Annotated in this window: 27 protein-coding genes and 1 tRNA gene; 19 read left to right on the forward strand and 9 right to left on the reverse strand. The window is 70.0% G+C overall.

The annotated features are described in order from the left end of the window. Positions 1 to 802: potassium channel family protein (locus tag J7E97_RS07725; protein ID WP_215023756.1), on the reverse strand; the 802-nt coding region annotated here is incomplete at its 3' end. A 164-nt stretch (positions 803 to 966) separates the two neighbouring features. Then, positions 967 to 3,699: a pyruvate dehydrogenase (acetyl-transferring), homodimeric type gene (gene aceE, locus J7E97_RS07730; RefSeq protein WP_215023759.1), complete on the reverse strand. Its 2,733-nt coding sequence runs from the start codon at positions 3,697 to 3,699 to the stop codon at positions 967 to 969. 432 nt (positions 3,700 to 4,131) lie between these two features. Between aceE and J7E97_RS07735 the strand changes: the two genes are divergently transcribed. The 6 genes from J7E97_RS07735 to J7E97_RS07760 all read left to right on the forward strand — a co-directional run bounded on the left by J7E97_RS07735 (position 4,132) and on the right by J7E97_RS07760 (position 8,633). Further along, complete coding sequence (locus J7E97_RS07735; RefSeq protein WP_214957128.1) at positions 4,132 to 4,557, forward strand: DUF3052 domain-containing protein; 426 nt, start codon at positions 4,132 to 4,134, stop codon at positions 4,555 to 4,557. A 156-nt stretch (positions 4,558 to 4,713) separates the two neighbouring features. Beyond that, positions 4,714 to 5,172: a peroxiredoxin gene (locus J7E97_RS07740; RefSeq protein ID WP_215023761.1), complete on the forward strand. Its 459-nt coding sequence runs from the start codon at positions 4,714 to 4,716 to the stop codon at positions 5,170 to 5,172. Positions 5,173 to 5,308: 136 nt separating this feature from the next. Then, positions 5,309 to 5,884, forward strand: a complete 576-nt coding sequence (locus tag J7E97_RS07745; RefSeq protein ID WP_008739115.1) for a TerD family protein — start codon at positions 5,309 to 5,311, stop codon at positions 5,882 to 5,884. A 169-nt stretch (positions 5,885 to 6,053) separates the two neighbouring features. Continuing rightward, positions 6,054 to 6,629: a TerD family protein gene (locus J7E97_RS07750; RefSeq protein WP_215023763.1), complete on the forward strand. Its 576-nt coding sequence runs from the start codon at positions 6,054 to 6,056 to the stop codon at positions 6,627 to 6,629. A 25-nt stretch (positions 6,630 to 6,654) separates the two neighbouring features. Continuing rightward, positions 6,655 to 7,770 (forward strand): DUF475 domain-containing protein, encoded by a 1,116-nt coding sequence (locus tag J7E97_RS07755; RefSeq protein ID WP_215023980.1) that lies wholly within the window; start codon positions 6,655 to 6,657, stop codon positions 7,768 to 7,770. Positions 7,771 to 7,892: 122 nt separating this feature from the next. Beyond that, a complete protein-coding gene (locus J7E97_RS07760) occupies positions 7,893 to 8,633 on the forward strand; it encodes a Tellurium resistance (RefSeq protein WP_215023765.1) in 741 nt (246 codons plus the stop codon). Between the two features lie 56 nt (positions 8,634 to 8,689). On the opposite strand, the gene J7E97_RS07765 is transcribed toward J7E97_RS07760, so the two are convergent. Then, a complete protein-coding gene (locus tag J7E97_RS07765; protein ID WP_215023982.1) occupies positions 8,690 to 9,439 on the reverse strand; it encodes a TerD family protein in 750 nt (249 codons plus the stop codon). A gap of 455 nt (positions 9,440 to 9,894) precedes the next feature. Here J7E97_RS07765 and J7E97_RS07770 point away from each other — a divergent pair, with 455 nt between their 5' ends. The 4 genes from J7E97_RS07770 to J7E97_RS07785 are packed head-to-tail and all read left to right on the forward strand — an operon-like array spanning position 9,895 to position 15,147. Then, positions 9,895 to 11,061 carry an HpcH/HpaI aldolase/citrate lyase family protein gene (locus tag J7E97_RS07770; RefSeq protein WP_215023767.1) on the forward strand — a complete coding sequence of 389 codons (1,167 nt, stop codon included), beginning with the start codon at positions 9,895 to 9,897 and terminating at the stop codon, positions 11,059 to 11,061. Positions 11,062 to 11,093: 32 nt separating this feature from the next. Beyond that, positions 11,094 to 13,664: a phosphoribosyltransferase gene (locus J7E97_RS07775; RefSeq protein ID WP_215023984.1), complete on the forward strand. Its 2,571-nt coding sequence runs from the start codon at positions 11,094 to 11,096 to the stop codon at positions 13,662 to 13,664. Next, positions 13,661 to 14,491, forward strand: coding sequence for an HAD family hydrolase (locus tag J7E97_RS07780; RefSeq protein ID WP_215023769.1), 831 nt, complete (start codon positions 13,661 to 13,663; stop codon positions 14,489 to 14,491). The genes J7E97_RS07775 and J7E97_RS07780 overlap by 4 nt, the downstream gene beginning before the upstream one ends. Continuing rightward, positions 14,488 to 15,147, forward strand: a complete 660-nt coding sequence (locus J7E97_RS07785) for an O-methyltransferase (RefSeq protein ID WP_215023770.1) — start codon at positions 14,488 to 14,490, stop codon at positions 15,145 to 15,147. Before J7E97_RS07780 ends, J7E97_RS07785 begins: the two co-directional genes overlap by 4 nt. 66 nt (positions 15,148 to 15,213) lie before the next feature. On the opposite strand, the gene J7E97_RS07790 is transcribed toward J7E97_RS07785, so the two are convergent. The 3 genes from J7E97_RS07790 to J7E97_RS07800 all read right to left on the reverse strand — a co-directional run bounded on the left by J7E97_RS07790 (position 15,214) and on the right by J7E97_RS07800 (position 17,968). Then, positions 15,214 to 15,438: a zinc ribbon domain-containing protein gene (locus J7E97_RS07790; protein WP_215023772.1), complete on the reverse strand. Its 225-nt coding sequence runs from the start codon at positions 15,436 to 15,438 to the stop codon at positions 15,214 to 15,216. Between the two features lie 75 nt (positions 15,439 to 15,513). After that, positions 15,514 to 16,110, reverse strand: coding sequence for a DUF4383 domain-containing protein (locus tag J7E97_RS07795; RefSeq protein WP_215023986.1), 597 nt, complete (start codon positions 16,108 to 16,110; stop codon positions 15,514 to 15,516). A 610-nt stretch (positions 16,111 to 16,720) separates the two neighbouring features. Then, positions 16,721 to 17,968 (reverse strand): hypothetical protein, encoded by a 1,248-nt coding sequence (locus J7E97_RS07800; protein WP_308346425.1) that lies wholly within the window; start codon positions 17,966 to 17,968, stop codon positions 16,721 to 16,723. Between the two features lie 236 nt (positions 17,969 to 18,204). Between J7E97_RS07800 and J7E97_RS07805 the strand changes: the two genes are divergently transcribed. After that, a tRNA-Val gene (locus tag J7E97_RS07805) sits at positions 18,205 to 18,276 on the forward strand. Positions 18,277 to 18,374: 98 nt separating this feature from the next. On the opposite strand, the gene J7E97_RS07810 is transcribed toward J7E97_RS07805, so the two are convergent. From J7E97_RS07810 to J7E97_RS07820, 3 genes are all read right to left on the reverse strand, one after another. Beyond that, complete coding sequence (locus tag J7E97_RS07810; protein WP_215023776.1) at positions 18,375 to 19,724, reverse strand: hypothetical protein; 1,350 nt, start codon at positions 19,722 to 19,724, stop codon at positions 18,375 to 18,377. 64 nt (positions 19,725 to 19,788) lie between these two features. Next, positions 19,789 to 19,995, reverse strand: coding sequence for a hypothetical protein (locus J7E97_RS07815; RefSeq protein WP_215023778.1), 207 nt, complete (start codon positions 19,993 to 19,995; stop codon positions 19,789 to 19,791). A 110-nt stretch (positions 19,996 to 20,105) separates the two neighbouring features. Next, positions 20,106 to 20,594 (reverse strand): helix-turn-helix transcriptional regulator, encoded by a 489-nt coding sequence (locus J7E97_RS07820; protein WP_215023780.1) that lies wholly within the window; start codon positions 20,592 to 20,594, stop codon positions 20,106 to 20,108. A gap of 211 nt (positions 20,595 to 20,805) precedes the next feature. On the opposite strand from J7E97_RS07820, the gene J7E97_RS07825 reads away from it, so the two are divergent. The 8 genes from J7E97_RS07825 (at position 20,806) to J7E97_RS07860 (ending at position 23,124) form a co-directional block, all read left to right on the forward strand. Next, complete coding sequence (locus J7E97_RS07825; RefSeq protein WP_215023782.1) at positions 20,806 to 21,009, forward strand: helix-turn-helix domain-containing protein; 204 nt, start codon at positions 20,806 to 20,808, stop codon at positions 21,007 to 21,009. Further along, complete coding sequence (locus tag J7E97_RS07830) at positions 21,006 to 21,266, forward strand: hypothetical protein (RefSeq protein WP_215023784.1); 261 nt, start codon at positions 21,006 to 21,008, stop codon at positions 21,264 to 21,266. The genes J7E97_RS07825 and J7E97_RS07830 overlap by 4 nt, the downstream gene beginning before the upstream one ends. 100 nt (positions 21,267 to 21,366) lie before the next feature. After that, positions 21,367 to 21,666, forward strand: coding sequence for a hypothetical protein (locus tag J7E97_RS07835; protein ID WP_215023786.1), 300 nt, complete (start codon positions 21,367 to 21,369; stop codon positions 21,664 to 21,666). Next, the gene (locus J7E97_RS07840; RefSeq protein WP_215023788.1) at positions 21,663 to 21,890 is read left to right on the forward strand and encodes a hypothetical protein; all 228 of its coding nucleotides are present in this window, start codon (positions 21,663 to 21,665) and stop codon (positions 21,888 to 21,890) included. The genes J7E97_RS07835 and J7E97_RS07840 overlap by 4 nt, the downstream gene beginning before the upstream one ends. Further along, complete coding sequence (locus J7E97_RS07845) at positions 21,883 to 22,113, forward strand: hypothetical protein (protein ID WP_215023790.1); 231 nt, start codon at positions 21,883 to 21,885, stop codon at positions 22,111 to 22,113. The genes J7E97_RS07840 and J7E97_RS07845 overlap by 8 nt, the downstream gene beginning before the upstream one ends. Then, positions 22,110 to 22,295 (forward strand): hypothetical protein, encoded by a 186-nt coding sequence (locus J7E97_RS07850; RefSeq protein ID WP_215023792.1) that lies wholly within the window; start codon positions 22,110 to 22,112, stop codon positions 22,293 to 22,295. The genes J7E97_RS07845 and J7E97_RS07850 overlap by 4 nt, the downstream gene beginning before the upstream one ends. A gap of 184 nt (positions 22,296 to 22,479) precedes the next feature. Next, complete coding sequence (locus J7E97_RS07855) at positions 22,480 to 22,689, forward strand: hypothetical protein (protein WP_215023793.1); 210 nt, start codon at positions 22,480 to 22,482, stop codon at positions 22,687 to 22,689. A 90-nt stretch (positions 22,690 to 22,779) separates the two neighbouring features. Further along, positions 22,780 to 23,124 (forward strand): hypothetical protein, encoded by a 345-nt coding sequence (locus J7E97_RS07860; RefSeq protein ID WP_215023795.1) that lies wholly within the window; start codon positions 22,780 to 22,782, stop codon positions 23,122 to 23,124. Positions 23,125 to 23,154: the final 30 nt, after the last annotated feature.

Genomic DNA, 23,154 nt, shown 5'->3' on the forward strand with positions numbered 1-23,154 from the left:
GCGCGGTCCCGGCCTCCGCGTCCGGGGCGGCTGCGGCGGCCCCGGCGGCCTCCGGCTCCCCGGCCGCTGCGGGGGCCTGCGCTCCGCCGATGCGGGCCACCTCGGCGCGCAGCGCCCGTACCTCGGCGGTCAGCTCGGTGATCGCGGCCGTCTGGGCCCGCTCCACCAGGTCGTCGCGCTCGAAGCGGGAGATGAACCAGGCCGCGATGTTGGCGGTCACCACACCCAGCAGCGCGATCCCGGACAGCATCAGCCCCACCGCCAGCAGCCGGCCGAGCCCGGTGGTCGGGGAATGGTCCCCGTACCCGACCGTGGTCATCGTCGTCACCGACCACCACAGGGCGTCCCCGAGGTTCTTGATGTTGCCGTCGGGCGCGTCCCGCTCCACGCTCAGCACGGCGAGCGAGCCGAACATCAGCAGCCCGACCACCGCCCCCGCCACGTAGGTGGTCAGCCGGATCTGCGGGGCCATCCGGGCCCGCCGGCCCACCAGCATCAGGGTGGAGACCACGCGCAGCAGCCGCAGCGGCTGGATCATCGGCAGCAGCACCGCCGCCAGGTCCAGCCAGTGCGTCCGGACGAACGCCCTCTTCGACCGGGACAGGACCAGCCGCATCACGTAGTCGACGGCGAAGGCCCCCCACACCGCCCACTCGGCGTGCGTGCAGGCGCGGTGCACCCCCGCGCTCGCGTCGGGGACGACGATGGGCACGGCGTAGGCGACGGCGAATCCGAGGGCGAGCACCAGCAGAGGCGTCTGCGTCCGGCGCTCCCACCGCGTCTGGCGGGAGTGTTCCTTCATGCGGAGCATCGTAGGGAACGCGTAAAGGGATCCGGACCGCGGCCCGGCGGACCCCTGCCCCGGCGGACCCCGGCCCCGGCGGGGCGCGCCCCGCCCCATGACGGTGGGCCGGGTCCGCCTCGGCGGCCCCGGCCCACGTCGTCACCCGTCCGGCCCGCGGAGCGTCAGGCGTCGCCGCCCGCCGCGCCCGGGTCCGCCGCCGTGACGTCCAGCAGCTGGTACCGGTCGATGGCCTGCTTCAGCACCGAGCGGTCGATCTTGCCTTCCTTGGCCAGCTCGGTCAGCACCGAGAGGACCACCGACTGGGGGTCGATGTGGAAGAACCGGCGGGCCGCACCGCGCGTGTCCGCGAAGCCGAAGCCGTCCGCGCCCAGCGAGGTGTACGGGCCGGGCACCCAGCGCGAGATCTGGTCCGGGACCGCCCGCATCCAGTCCGAGACCGCCACGAACGGCCCCTCGGCGCCGGACAGCTTGCGCGTCACGTACGGGACGCGCTGCTCCTCCTCCGGGTGGAGCAGGTTGTGCCGCTCCACGTCGACGGCCTCGCGCCGCAGCTCGTTCCAGGAGGTCGCCGACCAGACGTCCGCCCGGACGTTCCACTCGGCGGCCAGGATCCGCTGCGCCTCCAGCGCCCACGGAACCGCCACGCCGGAGGCCATGATCTGCGCCCCGATGCTGCCGAGGGTGCCGGCCGAGATCCGGTGGATTCCCTTGAGGATGCCGTCCACGTCCACGTCCGCCGGCTCGGCGGGGTGCTGGATCGGCTCGTTGTAGACCGTCAGGTAGTAGAAGACGTCCTCGGCGTCCGGGCCGTACATGCGCCGCAGACCGTCCTTGACGATGTGCGCGATCTCGTACCCGTACGCCGGGTCGTACGCCACGCAGCCCGGGTTGGTCGAAGCCAGCAGCTGGGAGTGACCGTCGGCGTGCTGCAGGCCCTCACCCGTGAGGGTGGTCCGGCCGGCGGTCGCGCCGAGGACGAAACCGCGCGCCAGCTGGTCGGCCATCTGCCAGAACTGGTCACCCGTGCGCTGGAAACCGAACATCGAGTAGAAGACGTAGACCGGGATCAGCGGCTCGCCGTGCGTCGCGTACGCCGAACCCGCGGCGATCAGCGAGGCCGTGCAGCCCGCCTCCGAGATGCCGTCGTGCAGCATCTGGCCCGTCGGGGACTCCTTGTACGCGAGCAGCAGGTCGCGGTCGACCGCCTCGTACTGCTGGCCCAGCGGGTTGTAGATCTTGGCGCTCGGGAAGAACGCGTCCATGCCGAAGGTGCGGTACTCGTCGGGCGCGATCAGCACGAACCGCCGGCCGATCTCCTTGTCCCGCATGAGGTCCTTCAGGATGCGGACGAAGGCCATCGTCGTGGCGATCGACTGCTGCCCCGAGCCCTTCTTGGCGGCCGCGTACGTCGCGTCGCCCGGCAGCTGGAGCGGCTTCGCGCGCACCACGCGGGTCGGCACGTAGCCGCCGAGCGCGCTGCGGCGGTCGTGCATGTACTGGATCTCGGGGGAGTTGCGGCCCGGGTGGTAGTACGGCGGGGCGCCGCCCTCCAGCTGGGCGTCCGTGATCGGGATGTGCAGCCGGTCGCGGAAGCGCTTGAGGTCGTCGGCCGTCAGCTTCTTCATCTGGTGGGTCGCGTTGCGGCCCTCGAAGTTCGGCCCCAGGGTCCAGCCCTTGACCGTCTGCGCAAGGATCACCGTCGGCTGGCCCTTGTGGGCCTTGGCCGCCGCGTACGCCGCGTAGACCTTCTTGTGGTCGTGGCCGCCGCGGCCCAGGTGCTGGATCTGCTGGTCGGTCATGTTCTCGACCATCGTGCGCAGCCGCTGGTCGTCGCCGAAGAAGTGGTCGCGGATGTACGCGCCCGACTCGGTGGCGTACGTCTGGAACTGGCCGTCGGGGGTGGTGTTCATCTTGTTGACCAGGATGCCGTCGCGGTCCTGGGCCAGCAGCGGGTCCCAGGAGCGGTCCCAGATGAGCTTGATGACGTTCCAGCCGGCGCCGCGGAACTGCGACTCCAGCTCCTGAATGATCTTGCCGTTGCCGCGCACCGGGCCGTCGAGGCGCTGGAGGTTGCAGTTGACGACGAAGGTCAGGTTGTCCAGGCCTTCGCGGGCCGCGATGGAGAGCTGGCCGAGCGACTCCGGCTCGTCCATCTCGCCGTCGCCGAGATACGCCCAAACGTGTGACTTGGAGGTGTCCGCGATGCCGCGGGCCTGCATGTACCGGTTCATCCGGGCCTGGTAGATCGCGCCGAGCGGGCCGAGGCCCATCGAGACGGTCGGGAACTCCCAGAAGTCCGGCATCAGCCGCGGGTGCGGGTAGCTGGACAGTCCGTACGGGGCCTTGGACTTCTCCTGGCGGAACGCGTCGAGCTGCTGCTCGGAGAGCCGGTCCAGGAGGTAGGCGCGGGCGTAGATGCCGGGGGAGGCGTGGCCCTGGAAGAAGATCTGGTCGCCGCCGTCGCCCTCGTCCTTGCCCCGGAAGAAGTGGTTGAAGCCCACGTCGTAGAGGGAGGCGGAGGAGGCGAAGGTGGCGATGTGGCCGCCGACGCCGATCCCGGGGCGCTGGGCGCGGGAGACCATGACGGCCGCGTTCCACCGGGTGGCGTTCAGGACCTTGCGCTCGATCTCCTCGTTGCCGGGGAAGAAGGGCTCGTCCTTGGTGGCGATGGTGTTGACGTAGTCGGTGGAGCGCATCTCGGGCACGGCCACGCGCTTCTCGCGGGCCCGCTCGATCAGGCGCAGCATCAGGTAGCGGGCGCGCTCGCGGCCACGCTCGTCGACGGCGGCGTCAAGGGAGTCGAGCCACTCCTGCGTCTCTTCCGGATCGAAGTCCGGTACCTGGCTCGGCAGGCCACCAATGATGATCGGATTGCGATCGGATGCGGAAGCCACGCTGTTCCTTCGCTGTCGGGGGAGTCGTGCCTTGGGTCTCGCCGCCTCCCATGGTCTTACGCTCGGCGGAAATCGTCATCTCTACCACTCGGTAATCCCTGGAGCCGGTGGGATTGGGCTGGGATGACGAGACCGGCCGAACCGCAACCCTACGCTCAAGTCGATCAGTGGCTTCGCAAGGCCGTTCGTCCCTCAAACAGGTAGGAAAGTCCCGAGGCGATGCCGAATGAGGTGGAATGGTGTGGGATGAATCACGAGAGGTACATACACAGGGGCTGAAAGTTGCGGCGAGACGGCCGTAATCGTCACCGTTTCGACGGTCTCGGCGGCCGGGTACTTGCGCGATCCGCCGCGCCCGTGTGGACTACGCCCAATGCTGCGCGTACGCGCGCTGCCGAAGAACATTCACCGAACATGAGCAGGAGGCACCCCGTGAGCGCGACCGCGGACCACGCGGAGAACCTGGCCGCCAGGCTGGGTTTCCAGTCCGAACAGGTGGTCCAGGAGATCGGCTACGACGACGATGTCGATCAGGAATTCCGTGATGCCGTAGAGGGTCACGTCACCGAACTCGTCGACGAGGACTACGACGATGTCGCAGACGCGGTTCTGCTGTGGTTCCGGGAGGACGACGGCGACCTGACGGACGCCCTGGTCGACGCGACCGAGCTGGTCGAGGACGGCGCACTGATCCTGCTGGTGACTCCCAAGACCGGCAAGGACGGTTTCGTCGAGGCCAGCGACATCAGCGAGGCCGCCGAGACCGCAGGCCTCTCTCTGGCCAAGGGACTCCCCGTCGGCAAGGAGTGGACCGCCACCAAGCTGGCGACCCCGAAGACGGCCAAGTCCAAGCGCTGAGCCGCGCCCCGCAGCCAAGCGGACACACGCACCCCGCCTACCGGAATTCGTCCCGGTCGGCGGGGTGCGTGCGTTCGGTGGCGGGACCGGCTCCGAGGCATAGGCTGGGCACCCGAACGGCCCAACGCAGGATGAAGGAACGAAGGGAAGCGACAGATGGCGATCGAGGTCGGCAACAAGGCCCCGGACTTCGAGCTCAAGGACAACCACGGTGCCACCGTGCGGCTCTCCGACTTCCGGGGGGAGAAGGCCGTCGTGCTGCTCTTCTACCCGTTCGCCTTCACCGGCGTCTGCACCGGGGAGCTGTGCGAGCTGCGCGACCAACTGCCCCGGTTCCAGAACGACGACGTGCAGCTCCTCGCCGTCTCCAACGACTCCGTACCCACCCTGCGCGTCTTCGGCGAGCAGGAGGGCCTGGAGTACCCGCTGCTGTCGGACTTCTGGCCGCACGGGGAGACCTCCCGCGCCTACGGGGTCTTCGACGAGGACAAGGGCTGCGCGGTCCGCGGCACCTTCGTCATCGACCGGGACGGCATCGTGCGCTGGAGCGTCGTCAACGGCCTGCCCGACGCGCGTGACCTGAACGAGTACATCAAGGCCCTCGACAGCCTCTGACCACGTGCCGCAGGCTCGTGGCACGCTCGCCCCGAATAAGCCCGTACGGGCGGGAACCCGTCACTAGGATCGAAACGTTGATCCTGTGAAATCGCACGACGGGGCACCGCCCCACCCAAAACCTTATGGAGGACCCGTGGGAGTCAGCCTCAGCAAGGGCGGCAACGTCTCGCTGACCAAGGCCGCGCCGAACCTGACGGCGGTCATCGTCGGTCTGGGCTGGGACGCTCGCACCACCACCGGTGTCGACTTCGACCTCGACGCCAGCGCGATCCTGACCAATGACCAGGGCAAGGTCGCCAGCGACGCGAACTTCGTGTTCTTCAACAACCTGAAGAGCCCGGACGGCTCGGTCGAGCACACCGGTGACAACACCACCGGTGAGGGCGAGGGCGACGACGAGGCCATCAAGGTCAACCTCGCCGGCGTCCCGGCCGATGTGGCCAAGATCGTCTTCCCGGTCTCGATCTACGAGGCCGAGAGCCGCCAGCAGAGCTTCGGCCAGGTCCGCAACGCGTACATCCGCGTCGTGAACCAGGCCGACAACACCGAGCTCGCCCGCTACGACCTGTCGGAGGACGCCTCGACGGAGACCGCCATGGTCTTCGGCGAGCTGTACCGCAACGGCGCCGAGTGGAAGTTCCGCGCCATCGGCCAGGGTTACGCCTCGGGCCTGCGCGGCATCGCGCAGGACTTCGGCGTCAACGTCTGAGTCAGCGGGGCGGCTGATCGCTCGCAGCAGCCAGTTCACCCGTCCGGCGCCGTGCACCCCGTGTGTACGGCGCCGGACCGGCTTTACGGCCGCGACCCCGCCGTATCGCCACACCCTCGCACCGCCGTACCGTCATACCGCCACACCGTCGTCCGGGGAGGACCACAACATGGGCGTCACACTCGCCAAGGGGGGCAATGTCTCCCTGTCCAAGGCCGCACCGAACCTCACCCGGGTTCTGATCGGCCTCGGCTGGGACGCGCGCTCGACCACGGGCGCCGACTTCGACCTCGACGCCAGCGCGCTGCTGTGCAACAACGGCAGGGTGCTCGGGGACGAGTACTTCGTGTTCTACAACAACCTGAAGAGCCCCGAGGGCTCCGTCGAACACACCGGGGACAACCTCACCGGCGAGGGCGACGGTGACGACGAGTCGATCATCATCGACCTCACCAAGGTCCCGGCCGGCGTGGACAAGATCGTCTTCCCGGTCTCGATCCACGAGGCGGAGGCCCGCCGGCAGAGCTTCGGCCAGGTCAGCAATGCCTTCATCCGCGTCGTGAACGAGGCGGACGGTCAGGAGCTGGCCCGCTACGACCTCACCGAGGATGCGTCCAGCGAGACCGCGATGATCTTCGGCGAGGTCTACCGGTACGGCGGCGAGTGGAAGTTCCGTGCTGTGGGGCAGGGGTACGCGTCGGGGCTCCGGGGCATCGCTCTAGACTTCGGGGTCAACGTTTCGTAAAGCCGTACAAGACGATGGGATGCCAGTGGTTCTGAAAACCTTCGGCTGGTCGTTCGCAATCACTGCGCTCGGACTGGTCGCAGCGGTGCTCTACGGGGGGTGGGAGGCCTTCGGGATCGTCGCGATCCTTTCCATCCTCGAGATCTCGCTGTCCTTCGACAACGCGGTGGTCAACGCCGGAATCCTGAAGAAGATGAATGCCTTCTGGCAGAAGATCTTCCTCACGGTCGGTGTTCTGATCGCGGTCTTCGGCATGCGACTGGTCTTCCCCGTCGTCATCGTCGCGATCAGCGCCAAGATCGGGCCCATCGAGGCCGTCGACCTGGCCATGACCGACAAGGACATGTACAAGCAACTGGTCACGGACGCCCACCCGTCCATCGCGGCCTTCGGCGGCATGTTCCTGCTAATGATCTTCCTCGACTTCATCTTCGAGGACCGTGACATCAAGTGGCTCGCCTGGCTCGAGCGTCCGCTCGCGAAGCTCGGCAAGATCGACATGCTGTCGGCGTGCATCGCGCTGATCGTCCTGGTCATCACCGCGATGACCTTCGCCACCCAGGCCCACCAGCACGGCGGCGCCCACGTGGACAAGGCCCAGACCGTCCTGATCTCGGGCGTCCTCGGCCTGATCACCTACATGATCGTGGGCGGTCTCTCCGGCTACTTCGAGAACAAGCTCGAAGAAGAGGAAGAGGCCGAGCACGAGGCGGAGGAAGAGGCCAAGAAGAGCGGCAAGTCCGTCTCAGCCGTCGCCATGGCCGGCAAGGCCGCGTTCTTCATGTTCCTCTACCTCGAAGTCCTCGACGCCTCGTTCTCCTTCGACGGGGTCATCGGCGCCTTCGCCATCACCAACGACATCGTGCTCATGGCGCTGGGCCTCGGCATCGGTGCCATGTACGTCCGGTCGCTGACGGTCTACCTGGTCCGCCAGGGCACCCTCGACGACTACGTCTACCTGGAGCACGGCGCGCACTACGCCATCGGCGCGCTCGCCGTCATCCTGCTCGTCACGATCCAGCACGAGATCAACGAGGTCATCACCGGCCTCGTCGGCGTCGTGCTGATCGCGTGGTCCTTCTGGTCCTCGGTGCGCCGCAACAAGCGCCTGGAACTGGAGGGTTCCACCGCCGAGGCATGATCGCGGCGGTAATGCGGAACGCTCAAGTGCGGGGCGGTCCGGTGGGTCCACGGACCCACCGGGCCGCCCCGCCCGCGTAAGCGGACGGCCAACCAGGGGACATGGGATCAGGGGGTTGAGGGATGGGATTCTTCGACGGCATCAGGGGCAGCCGCGGCACGCAGTTCCAGTCGGGCAGCGCCTCGTCGAACGCGATCGAGCTGACCAAACGCCGCCCGACGGTGTCACTGACCAAACAGGGGGCGGTGCACGGCAATCTGCGGGTGAACCTCTCCTGGCGCATGCGCACCTCGGACATCGGCGGCCGAACCGCCGGCCAGAGCGGGCAGCTCTTCCGCCACCCGTTCAAGCTGTTCAAGCCGGACATGGTGCAGGCGCACACCCAGGGCATGGTCAACGTCGACCTCGACATCGGCTGCCTCTACGAGCTGACCGACGGCACCCGGGGCGTCGTCCAGCCGCTGGGCAACCTCCACGGGGACATCAACGGCCCGCCGTACGTGAAGCTCAGCGGAGACGACCGGTTCGGTGCGCCCTCCGGCGAGACGATCTTCGTCAATCTCGACCACGCCGAGGACATCAAGCGGCTGCTGGTCTTCGTCTACATCTACGACCAGACCCCGGCCTTCGACCGGACGCACGCCCTGGTGACCCTCTACCCGATCACCGGGCCGCGCATAGAGATCCCGCTGGAGGAGCGCCACCCGCACGCGCGCTCCTGCGCGGTGGTCTCCCTGGAGAACGTCAAGGGCGAGCTGATCGTGCGGCGCGAGGTCACATTCGTCTACGGGTTCCAGGCCGAGCTCGACCGGCTGTACGGCTGGGGACTCCAGTGGGGCCGGGGCTACAAGACGAAGGCGTGAACCGCCCCGGCCCCGGATCCGGTCCCGGATGCGGTCCCCGATCCGGCCCGGGGTGCTCAGCGGCGGATGAACTGGGGGCCCTGCACCGGCATCCGGAAGGTCGGATCGCCGCCCGGAGCCGGCACCGCGGCCGGGGACACCGGTTGCGGGTACCCGTACGCGGGCTGCGCGGCCGGCGGGGCCTGGGTGGGCGGAGCCGGCAGCACCGGTGCGGCCGGCGCCCCGGCCGGGGACACGGCGGGCTCGGAGGCCTCGGGGGCGCTCTCGTCCACGGAGATCCCGTGGTCGGTGGCCAGTCCGACGAGGCCGTTGGAGTACCCCTCGCCGAGCGCGCGGAACTTCCAGCCGTCGCCGCGCCGGTACAGCTCGCCGCAGATCAGCGCCGTCTCGGCGCCGGTCTCGGGCCGCACGTCGAAGAAGGCCAGAGGTTCGCCGCCGCCGGCCGCGGAGGCGTCGTAGAGCAGGATCCGCAGGTCGTGGACCCGCTGGAAGGGCACGTCCTCGGCGGAGGCGACGACCAGGATCCGGTCCACCGCGGGCGTCACGGCCCGCAGGTCGGCCTGGACCGCGTCGGTGACCCCGTCGCCAAGCTGCTTCTTGCCGAGCCGCCAGACGGCCCCCGAGGGGTGCCGGGGCTGGTTGTAGAAGACGAAGTCCTCGTCCGAGCGCACCCGCCCGTCCGCGCCCACGAGCAGCGCCGAGGCGTCCACATCCGGAACATCGGGCCCACCCGTCCAGCGCAGCACCGCCCGCACCGCCGCGGCGGCCACCGGGATGTTCGAGCCCTTCTGCATCGCGTGCGTCATGCCGGTCATCCTGCCCTCCCGGGCACGACCGGGACAATGCGGCCCCCCGTAGCCGTCCCTTTCGGCCCTGATCCGCCGCACCGTGCGCCCCGGGGGCGCCCCCGGGGCGCTCCGGAGGCGCCCCTGAGGAAAGGAGCGGCCCACGTCTTGTCCCGGCCGGGAGTCCTGGGCATGGTGCAAGGGGGGCGCGGGACGGGCACGGGAGTCCGTGGGGCGACAGAATGTTCGGGACGAAGGCAACGGCCCCGCGAACGCAATGACCCGACGAAGGCAACGACTCCACGAAGGCAACGACTCCACGAAGGCAATGGCCCCGGCGGGCGAAGGACCCGCTTCATTTGTCTGACCAGGACGGTTACCTGAACTTCATGCGCCCGGGGAAATTTTGAATCTCATTCGTACGTACTATTACCGGCCACGCCAGTTGGGCCGCCGAGGCAGTACGGGGGAAGCACATGCGTCATTTCGGGCACATATCGCCCACCGTCCGCAAGGACCTCTTCCACCAGGAGCCGGCCGAGTTCACCGCCGCCTCCCCCGCACGCACGCTCGCCGCCGCTCTCGGGGCCACGCTCTACAGCCCCGCCACCCGTCCCCAGCTCGCGCGTGACATCCGCAAGCAGGCCGGCCGGGGAGTCGTCTCCATGGTCCTCTGCCTGGAGGATTCGATCAGCGACGCCGAGGTCGCCGGGGGCGAGGAGAACCTCGTCCGGCAGTTCGCCGCCCTCGACGAGGACCCGGCGGAGCTCCCGCTGCTCTTCATCCGGGTCCGCACGCCCGAGCAGATTCCCGACATCGTGCACCGGCTCGGCGGCTCGGCCGGGCGGTTGGCCGGATTCGTACTCCCCAAGTTCACCGAAAGCCGCGGCATCGCCTTCCTCGACGCGGTCGCGCAGGCGGAAGCCGAGAACGGACGGCCCAGGCTGTACGCGATGCCCGTCCTGGAGACCCCGGAGCTGCTGCACCTGGAGACCCGGGTCGAGGCCCTCGCCGGAATTTCCCGTACCGTGAACAAGTACCGCGAGCGGGTCCTGGCGCTGCGGCTCGGAGTGACCGACTTCTGCTCCGCGTACGGACTGCGCCGTACGCCCGACATGACCGCCTACGACGTGCAGATCGTCGCCGGTGTCATCGCCGACGTGGTCAACGTGCTCAGCCGCGCCGACGGCACCGGCTTCACGGTCACCGGGCCGGTGTGGGAGTACTTCCGCAGCCAGCAGCGCCTCTTCAAGCCGCAGCTGCGCCGCAGCCCCTTCCTGGAGGAGGGCGTCGAGGAGCTGCGCACCGCGCTGATAGAGCACGACCTGGACGGGCTGCTGCGCGAGATCGAGCTGGACCGGGCCAACGGGCTGCTGGGCAAGACCTGCATCCACCCCGCCCACGTCACGCCCGTCCACGCGCTGTCGGTGGTCTCCCACGAGGAGTTCAGCGACGCGCAGGACATCCTGCGCCCGGAGCGCGACGGCGGCGGAGTGATGCGTTCCGTCTACACGAACAAAATGAACGAGGTGAAGCCCCACCGGGCCTGGGCCGAGCGCACCATGCTGCGCGCGGAGGTCTTCGGTGTGGCGAAGGAGGAGGTCGGTTTCGTCGACCTCCTCACGGCCGGGCTCCAGGTGTGAGCGGGCCGTTGACCGCGAGGAAGGGCAAGAAGATCGAATCGGTGTGGTCGGGAACGTGGGTCGCGGACCGGCTGGGCGTCGGCCTGGAGGAGGCCGACGGCCCCGCGACGGCCGACGGCGGCGGCCCGCGGCTAGAACAGCTGCTCGGCCTCGCGCTGCGCCGCAACCCCAAGCGGGCGCACCTGCTGGTCTCGCAGGTGCTGGGCAAGCACGTCCCGCAGTCCCCGGCGACCGTGTACGCCGCCGGGTACGGGCTCGGTGAGCGGGTCCGGGAGCTGCTGGGCGAGGACGGAGCGGCCGAGGCGGTGGTCCTCGGCTACGCCGAGACCGCGACGGGACTCGGCCACTGCGTCGCCGACGGCCTCGCCAGCGCCCCCTACCTGCACTCCACCCGCCGCCCCGTGCCCGGCGTGGAGCCCGCGGGCGGCTTCGAGGAGGCCCACTCGCACGCCACCTCGCACCTCCTGCTGCCCGAGGACCGCAAGCTGCTCGCCGGCTCGGGCCCCCTGGTCCTCGTCGACGACGAGTTCTCCACCGGCAACACCGTCCTGAACACCGTCCGCGACCTGCACGCCCGCCATCCGCGCACCCACTACGTGGTCGTCGCGCTCGTCGACATGCGCTCCCCGGCCGACCGCGACCGCCTCACGGCCTTCGCCGCCGAGCTGGGCGCCCGCGTGGACCTGATCTCCCTCGCCTCCGGCACGGTCACCCTCCCGGAAGGGGTCCTGGCCAAGGGGCAGGCGCTGGTGGAGCAGTACGAGGGGCAGACCACGGCCACGGCCCCGGCCGGCCCTCGGGGCAGAGCCCCGGCAGACGGCCCGCAGCCGACCACGGTGGCACTCGACTGGCCCGCCGGGATACCCGACGGCGGTCGCCACGGCTTCACCCCCGCGCACCGCCAGGCGCTCGACGCGGCACTGCCCGCCATGGCCCGCCGGCTCGGTGCGGCCCTCGGCGACGGCCCCGTCCTCGGTGACGTCCCCGTCCTCGGCGACGGCCCCGTGCCCGGCGACGGCCCCGTGCCCGGCGGCGGCCCCGTGCCCGGCGGCGGCCCCGCGCGCGTCCTCGTACTCGGCAACGAAGAGCTGATGTACGCCCCCCTGCGCCTCGCGAAGGCCCTGGAGGAGTCCGGCGCCGCGGCCGAGGTCCGCTTCTCCACGACCACCCGCTCGCCGGTGCTCGCCGTCGACGACCCCGGCTACGCGATCCGCACCCGCCTGGTCTTCCCCGCCCACGACGACCCCGCGGACGGTCCCGGAGACCGGTACGCGTACAACGTGGCCGGAGCCGGCTTCGACGCCGTCGTCGCCGTCGTCGACTCGGCCGGCGACACCCCGGAGCTGCGCACCGGCCTCCTCGCGGCCCTCGCCCCGCACACCGGCCGGGTCCTGCTCGCGGTCATACCGTCGTACACCCCTGACGTTGCCTCCGACCGGCAGGAGCCGATCATGACCGAGCCCCGGCGCGAACCACTGCGCGGGCCCGCCTTCTCCTCGTACGCCGCCGAGGACGTCGGCTGGCTGCTCCAGGACTTCTCCGACGTCGAGCTCGAGGCCCCCACCGAGGAACGCGAAGAGGCGATACAGGCGGGCGGCGCGCACTACGCGGAGTCCCTGCCGGTCGAGTACCAGCCGTCCCCGCAGTACCAGGAGCTCTACCAGAGCGCACTGACCGCCTCCGCCGCCCGCATGGCCCGCGCCGTCGGCACGGTCACCGAGACGGTGCTCGCCGAGCGGTCCCCGTCGCCGGTCCTCGTCTCCCTGGCCCGCGCCGGCACCCCCGTCGGCGTCCTGATGCGGCGCTGGGCGCGCGCACGGCACGGCCTGGACCTGCCGCACTACGCCGTCTCGATCGTGCGGGGCCGCGGCATCGACGCCAACGCGCTGCGCTGGCTGGCCGCTCACCACGATCCGGCCGACATCGTCTTCGTCGACGGCTGGACCGGCAAGGGCGCGATCACGCGCGAGTTGCGCGAGGCCCTGGGCGGGTTCGAGGGCTTCAACCCCGAGATCGTGGTCCTCGCCGACCCCGGTTCGTGCGTGGAGACGTACGGAACGCGCGAGGACTTCCTGATCCCCTCCGCCTGTCTCAATTCCACCGTCTCGGGACTCGTCTCGCGTACGGTTCTGAGGTCCGACCTGGTCGGGCCCGCCGACTTCCACGGCGCGAAGTTCTACCGGGAGCTCGCCGGAGCCGACGTCTCCGTCGCGTTCGTCGACACGGTCGCCGCCCACTTCGAGGAGGTGGCCGAGGCCGTGGACGCCGAGGTCAAGGAGCTCCTCGCCGCCGACCGCACACCGACCTGGGTGGGCTGGGCGGCCGTGGAGCGGATCAGCGAGGAGTACGGCATCCACGATGTGAACCTCGTCAAGCCGGGCGTCGGCGAGACGACGCGCGTGCTGCTGCGACGGGTGCCGTGGAAGATCCTCGCGCAGCGCGGCGCGGGGGCCGACCTGGACCACGTACGACTCCTCGCGGAGCAGCGCGGGGTGCCGGTGGAAGAGGTCGACGGCCTGCCCTACACCTGCGTAGGACTCATTCATCCCCGCTTCACGCGCGGCGCCACGGGCGCCGACGGAAAGGCTGTGTCCGCCCAGTGACCGTCCTCGTAGCCAGTGACCTCGACCGCACGCTCATCTACTCGACTGCCGCGCTCGCCCTGACCATGCCCGACCCGGTGGCCCCGCGGCTGCTGTGCGTCGAGGTCCACGAGAGCAAGCCGCTGTCGTTCATGACCGAGACGGCGGCGGGGATGCTGGCGGAGCTGTCGGCGGACCCGGGCGTCGTCTTCGTCCCGACCACCACCCGCACCCGCAAGCAGTACCAGCGCATCCGCTTCCCCGGGAAGCCCGCGCGGTACGCGATCTGCGCCAACGGCGGCCAGCTGCTGGTCGACGGGGTCCCGGACCGGGACTGGCGGCGGCAGGTCGCGGCGCGCCTGGAGCGCGAGTGCGCCCCGCTGGAGGAGGTGCACGGGCACCTGCTGGCGACGGCGGACCCGCGGTGGCTGCGCAAGGCGCGGGTCGCGGAGGACCTGTTCGCCTACCTGGTGGTGGAGCGGGCGCTGGTCCCCGCAGAGTGGATCAAGGCGCTGGCGCAATGGGCCGAGGCACGCGGCTGGACCGTCTCGCTCCAGGGCCGGAAGATCTACGCCGTCCCGCGCCCGCTGACCAAGAGCGCGGCGATGGACGAGGTGGCCCGGCGGACCGGGGCCACGACCACGCTGGCCGCCGGAGACTCGCTGCTGGACGCGGACCTGCTGCTCGCGGCGGACGCGGGCTGGCGGCCGGGCCACGGCGAACTGGCCGACGCCGGCTGGACGGCGCCGCACGTGACGGCGCTGGACCTGGCGGGCGTGCTGGCCGGTGAGGAGATCGTGCGCGCATTCGGCCGGGAGGCCGCGCGACTGGGCACACTGGACGCATGACCAAGGGCAACAGCACCAAGATCACGGACGAGCTCTACCAGTACGTGCTCGCGCACAACCCGCCGCTGGACGAGGTCCAGCGGGAGCTGGTGGCGACGACGTACGAAGTGTTCCCGGCCTCGGCGGGAATGCAGTCGGCGCAGGAGCAGGGGCCGCTACTGGCCTTCCTGGTCCGGCTGACCGGCGCCCGGCACGTGGTGGAGATCGGCACCTTCACCGGCTTCTCCTCCCTGTCGATGGCACAGGCGCTGCCGGCCGACGGGCGGCTCATCGCGTGCGACGTCTCGGAGGAATGGACGGCGTACGCGCGGGAGGCATGGGCGAAGGCGGGCGTCGCGGACCGCATCGAACTGCGGATCGCGCCCGCGCTCCAGACGCTCCGCTCGATGCCGGCCGAGCCGCACATCGACATGGCGTACGTGGACGCCGACAAGGAGAGCCAGATCTCCTACTGGGAGGAGCTCGTGCCGAGGCTGCGGCCGGGCGGGCTGATCGTCACGGACAACACGCTGTACCACGGCACGGTGCTGGACGAATCGGCGACGGGGGCCGCGGCGGGCGTCCGCGCCTACAACGAGCACGTCGCGGCGGACGCCCGCATGGAGTCCGTGATGCTGGGGATCTCGGACGGCCTGACCTTGTCGCGCAAGCGCTAGGGCTGGGCTGGCGGCTGGGGCTGGCGCTGGGGTGCTGGTGCTGGCGTGCTGGTGCTGTGACCGGGGTCAGCCGCAGCCGCCGCCTCCGCAGCAACCGCCTCCGGCGCCTGCGCCGCCCATCGGGGCGGACGCGGGGGCGCTGCTGCTCCCGCCGACGGCGACGGCGGAGAGCAGCTTGACGGTGTCGGCGTGCCCGGCCGGGCAGTCGGCGGGCGCGGAGGACTCGGCCATGGGCCGGCTGACCTCGAAGGTGTCTTCGCAGGTCCGGCAGCGGTATTCGTAACGAGGCATGCGGACAGGCTACGCAGTACCCGCCCCGATCCGGAACCCCGTGCCGTGCGGTCTCCGGGGAGTGGACCGGGGTGGTCAGCGCGTCGGGTCGATGCGGTCGGTCCGGACGATCCGGTCGATCCGGTCCGTCCGGCCCGCCCGGTCCGCCTGGCCGATGGGTCGCCCGGTGGCCCGTGCCCGCTGTTCCCGGGCCGCCTGCTCCGGGTTGCGGGCGCGCCAGTACGGATTGTCGTGCGGCAGGGCGCTGCCCACCCGCCCGTACATCCCGAACCACATCAGCATCACGCCCACGAAGAAGCTGAACAGCACGTTCGGGATGTGGAAGGCCAGGAAGTTCATCCCCGTATCGAGCAGCGCCAGGTTCACGAACCCGCTCGCGATGAACAGGAGGCCCACCACGATGTTGAGCGTCGAGGCGAAGCTGCCGCCGATCACCATCCCGGCGAACAGCAGCCCGCCGATGCAGATCGACAGGACGCTCAGCGCGCCGTTGGTGTTCAGGGCGAGCACCGTGTCTCCGCCGGTGTCGAAGAAACCGACCCGGTCGATGAGCCCCAGGATCCCGAAGACGACCAGCAGCAGTCCGGTCAGCCCGGCCCCGACCCGGTAGACCTGGCTGAGCTTGTGATCGGCGGGCAGGTGCTCGTCGAGCCGGGCATTGACGGGCCGCATGACGCGGCGCAGCAAGCCGGGGGAGTCCGGTGGCGCGTGAGTCGGATACGGATCATGGGCGACGTACGGCGCGTAGGAGTCATGGGGCTCGTGGCACCCGTAGAGCGCGTGGGGCCCGTAGGCCTGATGGGGCTCGTGGAGCGCAGGGGGCACCCGGGGCGCGCGGCCTCGGCCTGCACGAGTCCTGTGGAAAGCGTGGGCAGCCATACCGCCCTCCTCTGTCCGTTGCCGGCACCACCAGCATCCGCCGATGCCGACTCGGGGACAACCCAGGGGCCACCTGGGGTCGGCCCCGGGGACGGAACCCCGGGAGAAGCTGGAGCGACCCTGGGATAGAACCCTGCGGGAACCTGGGGGCGGCCCTGGGGACGGAACCCCGGGAGAACCTGGAGTGACCCTGGGATAGAAGCCCGGGGGAACCTGGGGTCGGCCCGAGAGACAGAACCCCCGGGCCGTCGCCCCCGGGCCGGAACCCCGGGCTGTCGGGCCCGGGACGGAACCCCGGGCTGTCGGGCCCGGGACGGAACCTCCGGGCCGTCGCCCCCGGGTCAGAACCCCGGGCCGTCGCCCCCGGCGGAGAACCCCGGGACGCCCCCGGCCGACCCCGGCCTCAGCCGTGGCCGCGTTCGGTCCGGATGTCCGACACCACCCTGTGCACGGCCGACCGCACCGCCTCCATCTCCTGGAGGAAGGCCCAGTAGTCGGGATGGCGGTCCTCCAGCGCGGCCAGCGCCCGGTCCACCCGGGCCACGGCCTCGTCCAGCGGGCGCGCGTGCCGCGCCTCGGGCACCGTACGGCCCTCCATCGCCAGGCGCTGCGCGTCCCGGATCGCGAACCGCGTCCGCTGCACCTCGCCTTGCGGATCCCGGGCCACGGCCTCCAGCCGCGTCAGCCGGTCCTGCGCCGCCGACACCGCCTCGTCGGTCGAGTCCAGCGCCGTCCGTACCGCTTCCACCAGCGCCGACACATCGGCCCAGCGCTGCTCGTCGCGCGCCCGGCCGGCCTCCGCGAGCCGCTCCTCGGCGCGCGCGACGTCCCGTACCGCCTGGTCGGGAACGTGCTGGAGGTCCTGCCAGCACGCCGCGCTGAAACGCCGCCGCAGCTCGCTGAGGACCGGATCCACCCGGTCCGCGCGATTGCGCAGCGCCTGCGCCCGGGTCCGCAGGCTCACCAGCCGCCGGTCGATCTCCGCCGCCCGCTCCGGGAGCCGCACCGCCTCGGCCCGTATCCCCTCGGCGTCGCGCAGGATCCGCTCGGCGCGCTGGACGGTCTCCTGCACGCCGTGCTGGGCCGCACCCTGGTTCAGCTTCGTCAGCTCCGGGCCGAGCGCGGCGAGCCGAGCGGCCAGGTCGTCCGCCCGCATCCCCTTGCCGCGTACCTCGTCCAGCGCGCCGCTCGCCGCGAGCAGCGCGGCCCTGGCCCGCTCGCGGGCGGGCGCCACCCGGGCCAGCTGGGTCTCGGCCTTGTCCAACAGCGGCTGCAGCCCCTGCTCGAAACGGTCGAGCTCGCCCTTGACCCGTACCAGCTCGTCCTTGGCCCGCGTCAGCTGCTCGCGGGCCCGCGTCGCCGCCGACGCGTCCAGCTCCGGCCGGTCCAAGTCGTGGGCGTCGACGGCCTCGATGTACACATGGCTGGCCTGGTCGATGCGCTGCCCGAGCGCGCGGAATCCCTCGCTCGCCCGCCGGGCCTCCGGCGAACCGTCCGCAGCCGCGATCGTCTCGATCGAGATCTGCAGATCCCGCTGCGCGGTGTCCAGTTCGTAGAACGCCGCCGCGGCGGCGTCCTTGGCCGCCTGCGCGTCCGCCCGCCGACTCTCGTCCCGCCCGCCGCCGAACCACCGCCGGGGTGCCGTCGTCACAGTCGCTTCTCCCGTACCCCGTCCGCAATGCCCCTGCCCCGGTCCATTCTCCCTCACGCGAACGGGTTTGCGTGGGGGGTACGCCCTCCATGTACGCTGTCGTCCTGCCTCCGGGCAGCGGACAGGGCTCGTCCGGGCGTCGGTCATGGACCGGGGCCGAACCCCACGGTGAGAGCCGTCGGGGAGGGGTCACGTAGGCTGTCCCCTCGAATGTGGGGCCGGGACCAAGCGTCCACGGGTGCGTAGCTCAGGGGTAGAGCGCTGCTCTTACAAAGCAGATGTCGGCGGTTCGAAACCGTCCGCGCCCACAGTGCTTGACCAGGCAACGAGCCCCGGACCATGATCGGTCCGGGGCTCGTTTCATGCCCGATGGGAGAAAAGTGGGAGATCCACTTCTCCTAAGCAGCTAGCTGACCTGCGCGAGCGCCATCCTCTGGCTCCGCTCCCAGCGGGCCTCCAACGCGTCGAGCCGCTCCTTCCGCATCTGCGGAGTCACGTGCTCGTACACGCCCTCGATGTCCCCGGTAACGGCCCAGCCCATCGTCTTGAACCTTAGGGACCGGTCCACCCGGTCCTCCTTCATCCACGTGTCGTGCGTGTGCCGGGCGCCGCGCATCGTGAACTCAGGCAGAATCGGCTCCCATCCGCCCCGGCCGGCGTACCCGCGTTTCCTAGGGATGGCCTCGCGTCCGTCAGCTGCAGGCCGAAGAACGCGGCTGTAGTTCCCGCGTCGCCACCATGCTCCCTCTGTGCCGGGGGTGCTGAAGACGTACTCGTGCGGCCACTCCTTCAAGTGCTCTTCCCAGAGCTGCGCGAGGAACGGCGGCAGGTCGACCTCCCGGCTCGACGTCCTGTTCTTCGGCGGCCCCAAGTACAGCCGGACCTGGCCTTTTGGTTCCTTGCGGCGCTTCGCCTTCCACTCCTTCTCCTGGCACGCGACCAGGCGGGCATCTTCCGCCTCATGCCAGCGCTTCAGGTCCGCCTCGTCGAGGGCGAACTCCACCTCATGGAGGGCACCGACCTTGGGGTCGATCCGGAACACGATCCGCTCAAAGGGCTTCCCATCAAGCTCGTCCGTGCGCTTGAGGAGGACGTTGCTGCGATGAAGCCCCGCAAGTTCACCCCAGCGCAGGCCCGTGTAGCAGGCCGTCAGCACCATCAAGCCTTCGACGCCGCCCATTCGTTGGTACAGCTGGTACGCGTCCTCGGGCTGGGCCCAGACCTCTTCGTCGTCATCTTCTACGTGACCGACGGCGCCTTGCTGCTGTGTCACGTCATGGACGGCGCGGTCGCTCTGCCGGCGGCGGCCGTACATGGGATTGGCCAGTAGGTACCCGGCGTCGGCGGCCCCCGTGAGGATCATGCTGAGCAGAGTCAGGGCGTGACCCACGGTGGATTGCGCACAGGTCTGCTTGTTGCCCCAGGCGCGCGCCGTGAAGATGTTGATCTCGCATAGCTTCGTGGTGCCGAAGCCGGGGATCAGATGTCGGGTGAGCAGACGTTGACGCTTGATGGTGGTGGCTGGCGCCGCCTTCTGTGCGGCCATCCAGATCGGCACGAACTCGGCGAAGGGAGTTCGCGCCCTCTCGGGGTCCTGCCAGCGGCCTGCCCTGATGGCGGCCTCCTGGTCCTCTCCCCATTCCTCCGCGGCCTTCTTGGTCCGGAACCCAGGCTCGGAGCCCAGCGTCCCGTCCGGCCGCTTGTAGCGGGCGCGCCACGGGGTTTTCCCCGTACCGCGCTTCTCTGCATACGCCATGGCACCCCTCGGTAGTTGGTGGGCGGCCCATCCCGAGACTGCAACAGGTATGGCGGCCCGGTGACTACACCGCCCGAAGATTAGCTCGGGACACGGAAGGCTTGCGGTCCCAATACCAAACGGACACGTTCATCGCGGCCTCGAGCATGCTCGCAGCGGCGGCACTGTAGTCCTCCTTGAGGACCCAGACGACTGGGCAATCAGGCTGATCGTCAATGACGAGCGACAGCCCACCGGGCATGGCGGCAACCCGGATCACGCGGACCAACATGCGGCCCCCTCACATCACCTGACGCGGTAGCCCCCCTCGCAGGTAGCCAAACGATGTCACACAGTTAGGTGAAGTGTGGAGCATCGCGTCAGAAATGGTGGAGAGATCTGCTAGGCCTCGTCGGCTTCGTCGCCGGCGGTGATCTGACGAAGGGCCCGCTGGATGCGAGTCCACTCGCGAAGGGCCGCTCGCAGCTCACTGGGAGCCATGTCCGCTGCTTCGCTGTCGTGCTTGAAGACCACGACAAGCCGGGACTTGGATCCAGGGAGCGTGAGGTCGAGAACCTCCGTCTCGAAGACCTGCCCGTCGGACAGCTCCTGTGCGACTCGTAGAGGCATGCCTTCGGCGAAGCGTGGGGCCGGTCCCTCGCTGGACGGTTCGGAGAGGATGCGGGCGGCGGTTCCCGGCTCCCACGACAGAGCCTTCTCCACCTTGCTGATGGAGGCGGGCATACGCGTGCGTTCCTTGCCGGCCTCAAGGGACTGGATGGTTTGCCGGTTCACTCCCGCTGCTGCGGCGAGGTCGTCCTGACGGGCCAGACCTAGGTGGTCACGCTGCGCCTTGATGGCTCGGCCGAGTCGTTTCCAGTCACGATCCATGCGCTCATGATGCCTCACGAGTCGGCAACCGCGCGTGGTTGGTTCAGGCCTTTTGACCTGCGCTTAAGAGTGCGCATGTGCCAATGGCGGTTGCCTTTCGCGCCCTTACGCGCCGCTTCACGCCCCCAAAGTCTATCCAATGTCGATTCAAGTCGTTTCTATGCGGCGAACCGCTTGCGTGAAGTCGATCCAATGTCTAACGTAAGTATCGATGAAGCCCAACGGAGTTGCGATCCGGGTAATACGGGAGAGGAGCGGCTGCGGCCTGCGGGAACTCGAACGAAGAACAGGCCTGACCAGGCCTTTCCTTTCTCGGATCGAAACCGGAGATCGCGGCGCGTCTCCCTCGACGTTGCAGCTCATCGCAACGGCACTCGCCGTCCCACTCAAGGCAATCCTCAAGGAGGACACGTGACCACGCCCCACACCGGGCTACTGCTCTCCATCGAAGAGCTTCCGCCCCTGCAGGATCACCGGCTGTACGAGGTCCACGAAGCCAGCCAGTACACCCGGATGAGCGCTCGCTGGCTGAATCGCGCTGCGGGCGCCGACCGGATCCAGCACACCCGGCTCGGCAAGTTCAAGCGATGGAGTGCGCAGAACATCCGCGACATCGTCGCCGGGGTTCCGCACAAGTCGGCCCACAAGAGCCGGGCCAAGTCCGCCGCCTAGAGCGGCTATGCGGCCCTGACCGCCGGGCCTTACACCGCCGGCCAGGGCCTACGAAGTTCCGCCCCTCACCTGCACGTACATGCAAGGAGAAGAGGACCCCATGACCCACATGATGCCCGATCGGGTCGCTGACCTGATCCCCTCCCAGCGCCCGAAGCCCGCGGCCCCTGCGGCTGCGCCCCTCTCCGTAGCCCTGTTCTCGGCGACCCGGCGGCCTTCCGCCCACATCGAGGCTGCGGTCGCAATGTTCGATGCCGAGCGTGGTCTGAAGCTGCTCCGCGGCCCGCTGCTCTCGGTCGAGGATCAGGGTGACCGCGAGACGCTGCTCGGCCAGTACGCGGCGGCCGACAAGGTCCTGTCCGCGACGGCGCTGCGGCAGTCGACGGCGGTGCTGTCATGAGCGCCCGCAACGACATCCTGCACGGCCTGCGTGCCGCCGAGAACGGTTCGGTCAGCGACGAGACGCCGGAAGAGCAGCTCGACGCCTACCGCGCCGAGGTGCTGGCCGAGGCTGAGGCCCGACTGGTTGAGGTCTACCGCTTCGCACCGCTGGCCGAGCGTGCTGACGGCATCAACTTCGCGATCGGCCTCCTGATGTCGCTGCGCGGTGAGTCCCGTGGCTGACCTCCTCCCGACGCCCGAGATCGCCCGCCTGGACGTGCCTCTCGCCGAGCTGGCAGCCGACCTGCAGATGGTCGCCCTGAAGCGGGCCGCGGCCGAGCGGCTGCGCGCCGGCGCCTTGCTGGAGCAGCGACACCAGCTCCTCGACCTCGACGCCGACAGCCGGTACACCGTCCCGGGCTGCGCCTACCGCAACTGCCTGCCGGGCACAGGAGTGGCGTCGTGAGCGCCCCGATGGAGCCCCGTCCCGCAGCGGACCTCGTGCAGGACGCGCTTGCCGCGGCTGACGTCGAGTTCCGGAAGCTGTTCGGCCCGCCCGCGGAGTGGTCGGAAGCCGTCCTCCGCGAGTACCGACTGGACCAGCACATCGCCCGCCAGCGGGCCACGAACTGGGGGGAAGCAGCATGAGCCTCGGCTGGCCCCATGAGGGCATGCGGACGCGGCTGATGTTGCCGGAGGCCGAGGCGGCAATGCTTCGCCGGCTGGCTGCGGAACGTGCGATGGACGCGCTGCGGCATGACGGTGGCTGCGTGTGTGTCGCCTGCCGTAGTCGGCGCCAGTTGTTCCTGCGGCTGCTTACGGCGGTGGCGTCATGACCGCGATGCGCACGGAGACGGTGGTCATGTCGGCGCTGCTGTCGAACCTGCCGGTCGTACCGGTTCCGATAGCTGGCCCGCTGCTCCGCTCGCTGGGGCTGACGCGCCGCGAAGCCCCCGCGTGGGTGACGGACCCGGCGACGCGGGCCTCGGCCCTCGACGGGTTCATCGAGATCCCCGACGAGTTCTACGGGGAGGCGTCGTGAGCACCGGCCGGATTCTCGCCCTGGATGCCCTCGCGGGCCTGTTCTTCGCCGCCATCGCCCTCGCCGGGCGCCACTACCTCAGGGGGAACCGTGTCTGAGACCACGACCACCGACCCGATCCGCGACCTGCACGAGTTCGCCCTCAACGCCCACATCACGATCGGCATGCGCGTCGCGAAGGACGTCACGCCGTCGACGATGTGGGAGCGGGCTTCGGGCACTGCCGCCGCCTGGTGCGTGCACCGGCTGCTGGCTCGCCTCGTCGAAGTCGACCCGGAGGGTGTCGTCGCGTTCGTCGAGGAGCTCGCCGAGGAGGGCGAGATGCCGGAGCTGACGGACCCGTTCGGTGTGGCCGAGGCGCTCGGATTCAACCCGCAGGCCTGGATCGATCGCGAGTTCGCCCGCCAGGACGCCGCGAAGGCGGTGGCGAAGTGATCGACGTACCTCTCGCCCCTGGCGCCTGCT

The organism is Streptomyces sp. ISL-66 (genome assembly GCF_018614135.1).
Taxonomy (GTDB): Bacteria; Actinomycetota; Actinomycetes; order Streptomycetales; family Streptomycetaceae; genus Streptomyces.

Bases quoted from the DNA above. Each gene is read 5' to 3' on its own strand.
- J7E97_RS07740 (WP_215023761.1), top strand. From the start codon at position 4,714: ATGGCGATCGAGGTCGGCAACAAGGCCCCGGACTTCGAGCTCAAGGAC.
- J7E97_RS07750 (WP_215023763.1), top strand. From the start codon at position 6,054: ATGGGCGTCACACTCGCCAAGGGGGGCAATGTCTCCCTGTCCAAGGCC.
- J7E97_RS07760 (WP_215023765.1), top strand. From the start codon at position 7,893: ATGGGATTCTTCGACGGCATCAGGGGCAGCCGCGGCACGCAGTTCCAG.
- J7E97_RS07765 (WP_215023982.1), bottom strand. From the start codon at position 9,439: ATGACGCACGCGATGCAGAAGGGCTCGAACATCCCGGTGGCCGCCGCG.
- J7E97_RS07770 (WP_215023767.1), top strand. From the start codon at position 9,895: ATGCGTCATTTCGGGCACATATCGCCCACCGTCCGCAAGGACCTCTTC.
- J7E97_RS07785 (WP_215023770.1), top strand. From the start codon at position 14,488: ATGACCAAGGGCAACAGCACCAAGATCACGGACGAGCTCTACCAGTAC.
- J7E97_RS07790 (WP_215023772.1), bottom strand. From the start codon at position 15,438: ATGCCTCGTTACGAATACCGCTGCCGGACCTGCGAAGACACCTTCGAG.
- J7E97_RS07795 (WP_215023986.1), bottom strand. From the start codon at position 16,110: ATGCGGCCCGTCAATGCCCGGCTCGACGAGCACCTGCCCGCCGATCAC.
- J7E97_RS07810 (WP_215023776.1), bottom strand. From the start codon at position 19,724: ATGGCGTATGCAGAGAAGCGCGGTACGGGGAAAACCCCGTGGCGCGCC.
- J7E97_RS07815 (WP_215023778.1), bottom strand. From the start codon at position 19,995: ATGTTGGTCCGCGTGATCCGGGTTGCCGCCATGCCCGGTGGGCTGTCG.
- J7E97_RS07820 (WP_215023780.1), bottom strand. From the start codon at position 20,594: ATGGATCGTGACTGGAAACGACTCGGCCGAGCCATCAAGGCGCAGCGT.
- J7E97_RS07825 (WP_215023782.1), top strand. From the start codon at position 20,806: ATGAAGCCCAACGGAGTTGCGATCCGGGTAATACGGGAGAGGAGCGGC.
- J7E97_RS07835 (WP_215023786.1), top strand. From the start codon at position 21,367: ATGACCCACATGATGCCCGATCGGGTCGCTGACCTGATCCCCTCCCAG.
- J7E97_RS07840 (WP_215023788.1), top strand. From the start codon at position 21,663: ATGAGCGCCCGCAACGACATCCTGCACGGCCTGCGTGCCGCCGAGAAC.
- J7E97_RS07855 (WP_215023793.1), top strand. From the start codon at position 22,480: ATGACCGCGATGCGCACGGAGACGGTGGTCATGTCGGCGCTGCTGTCG.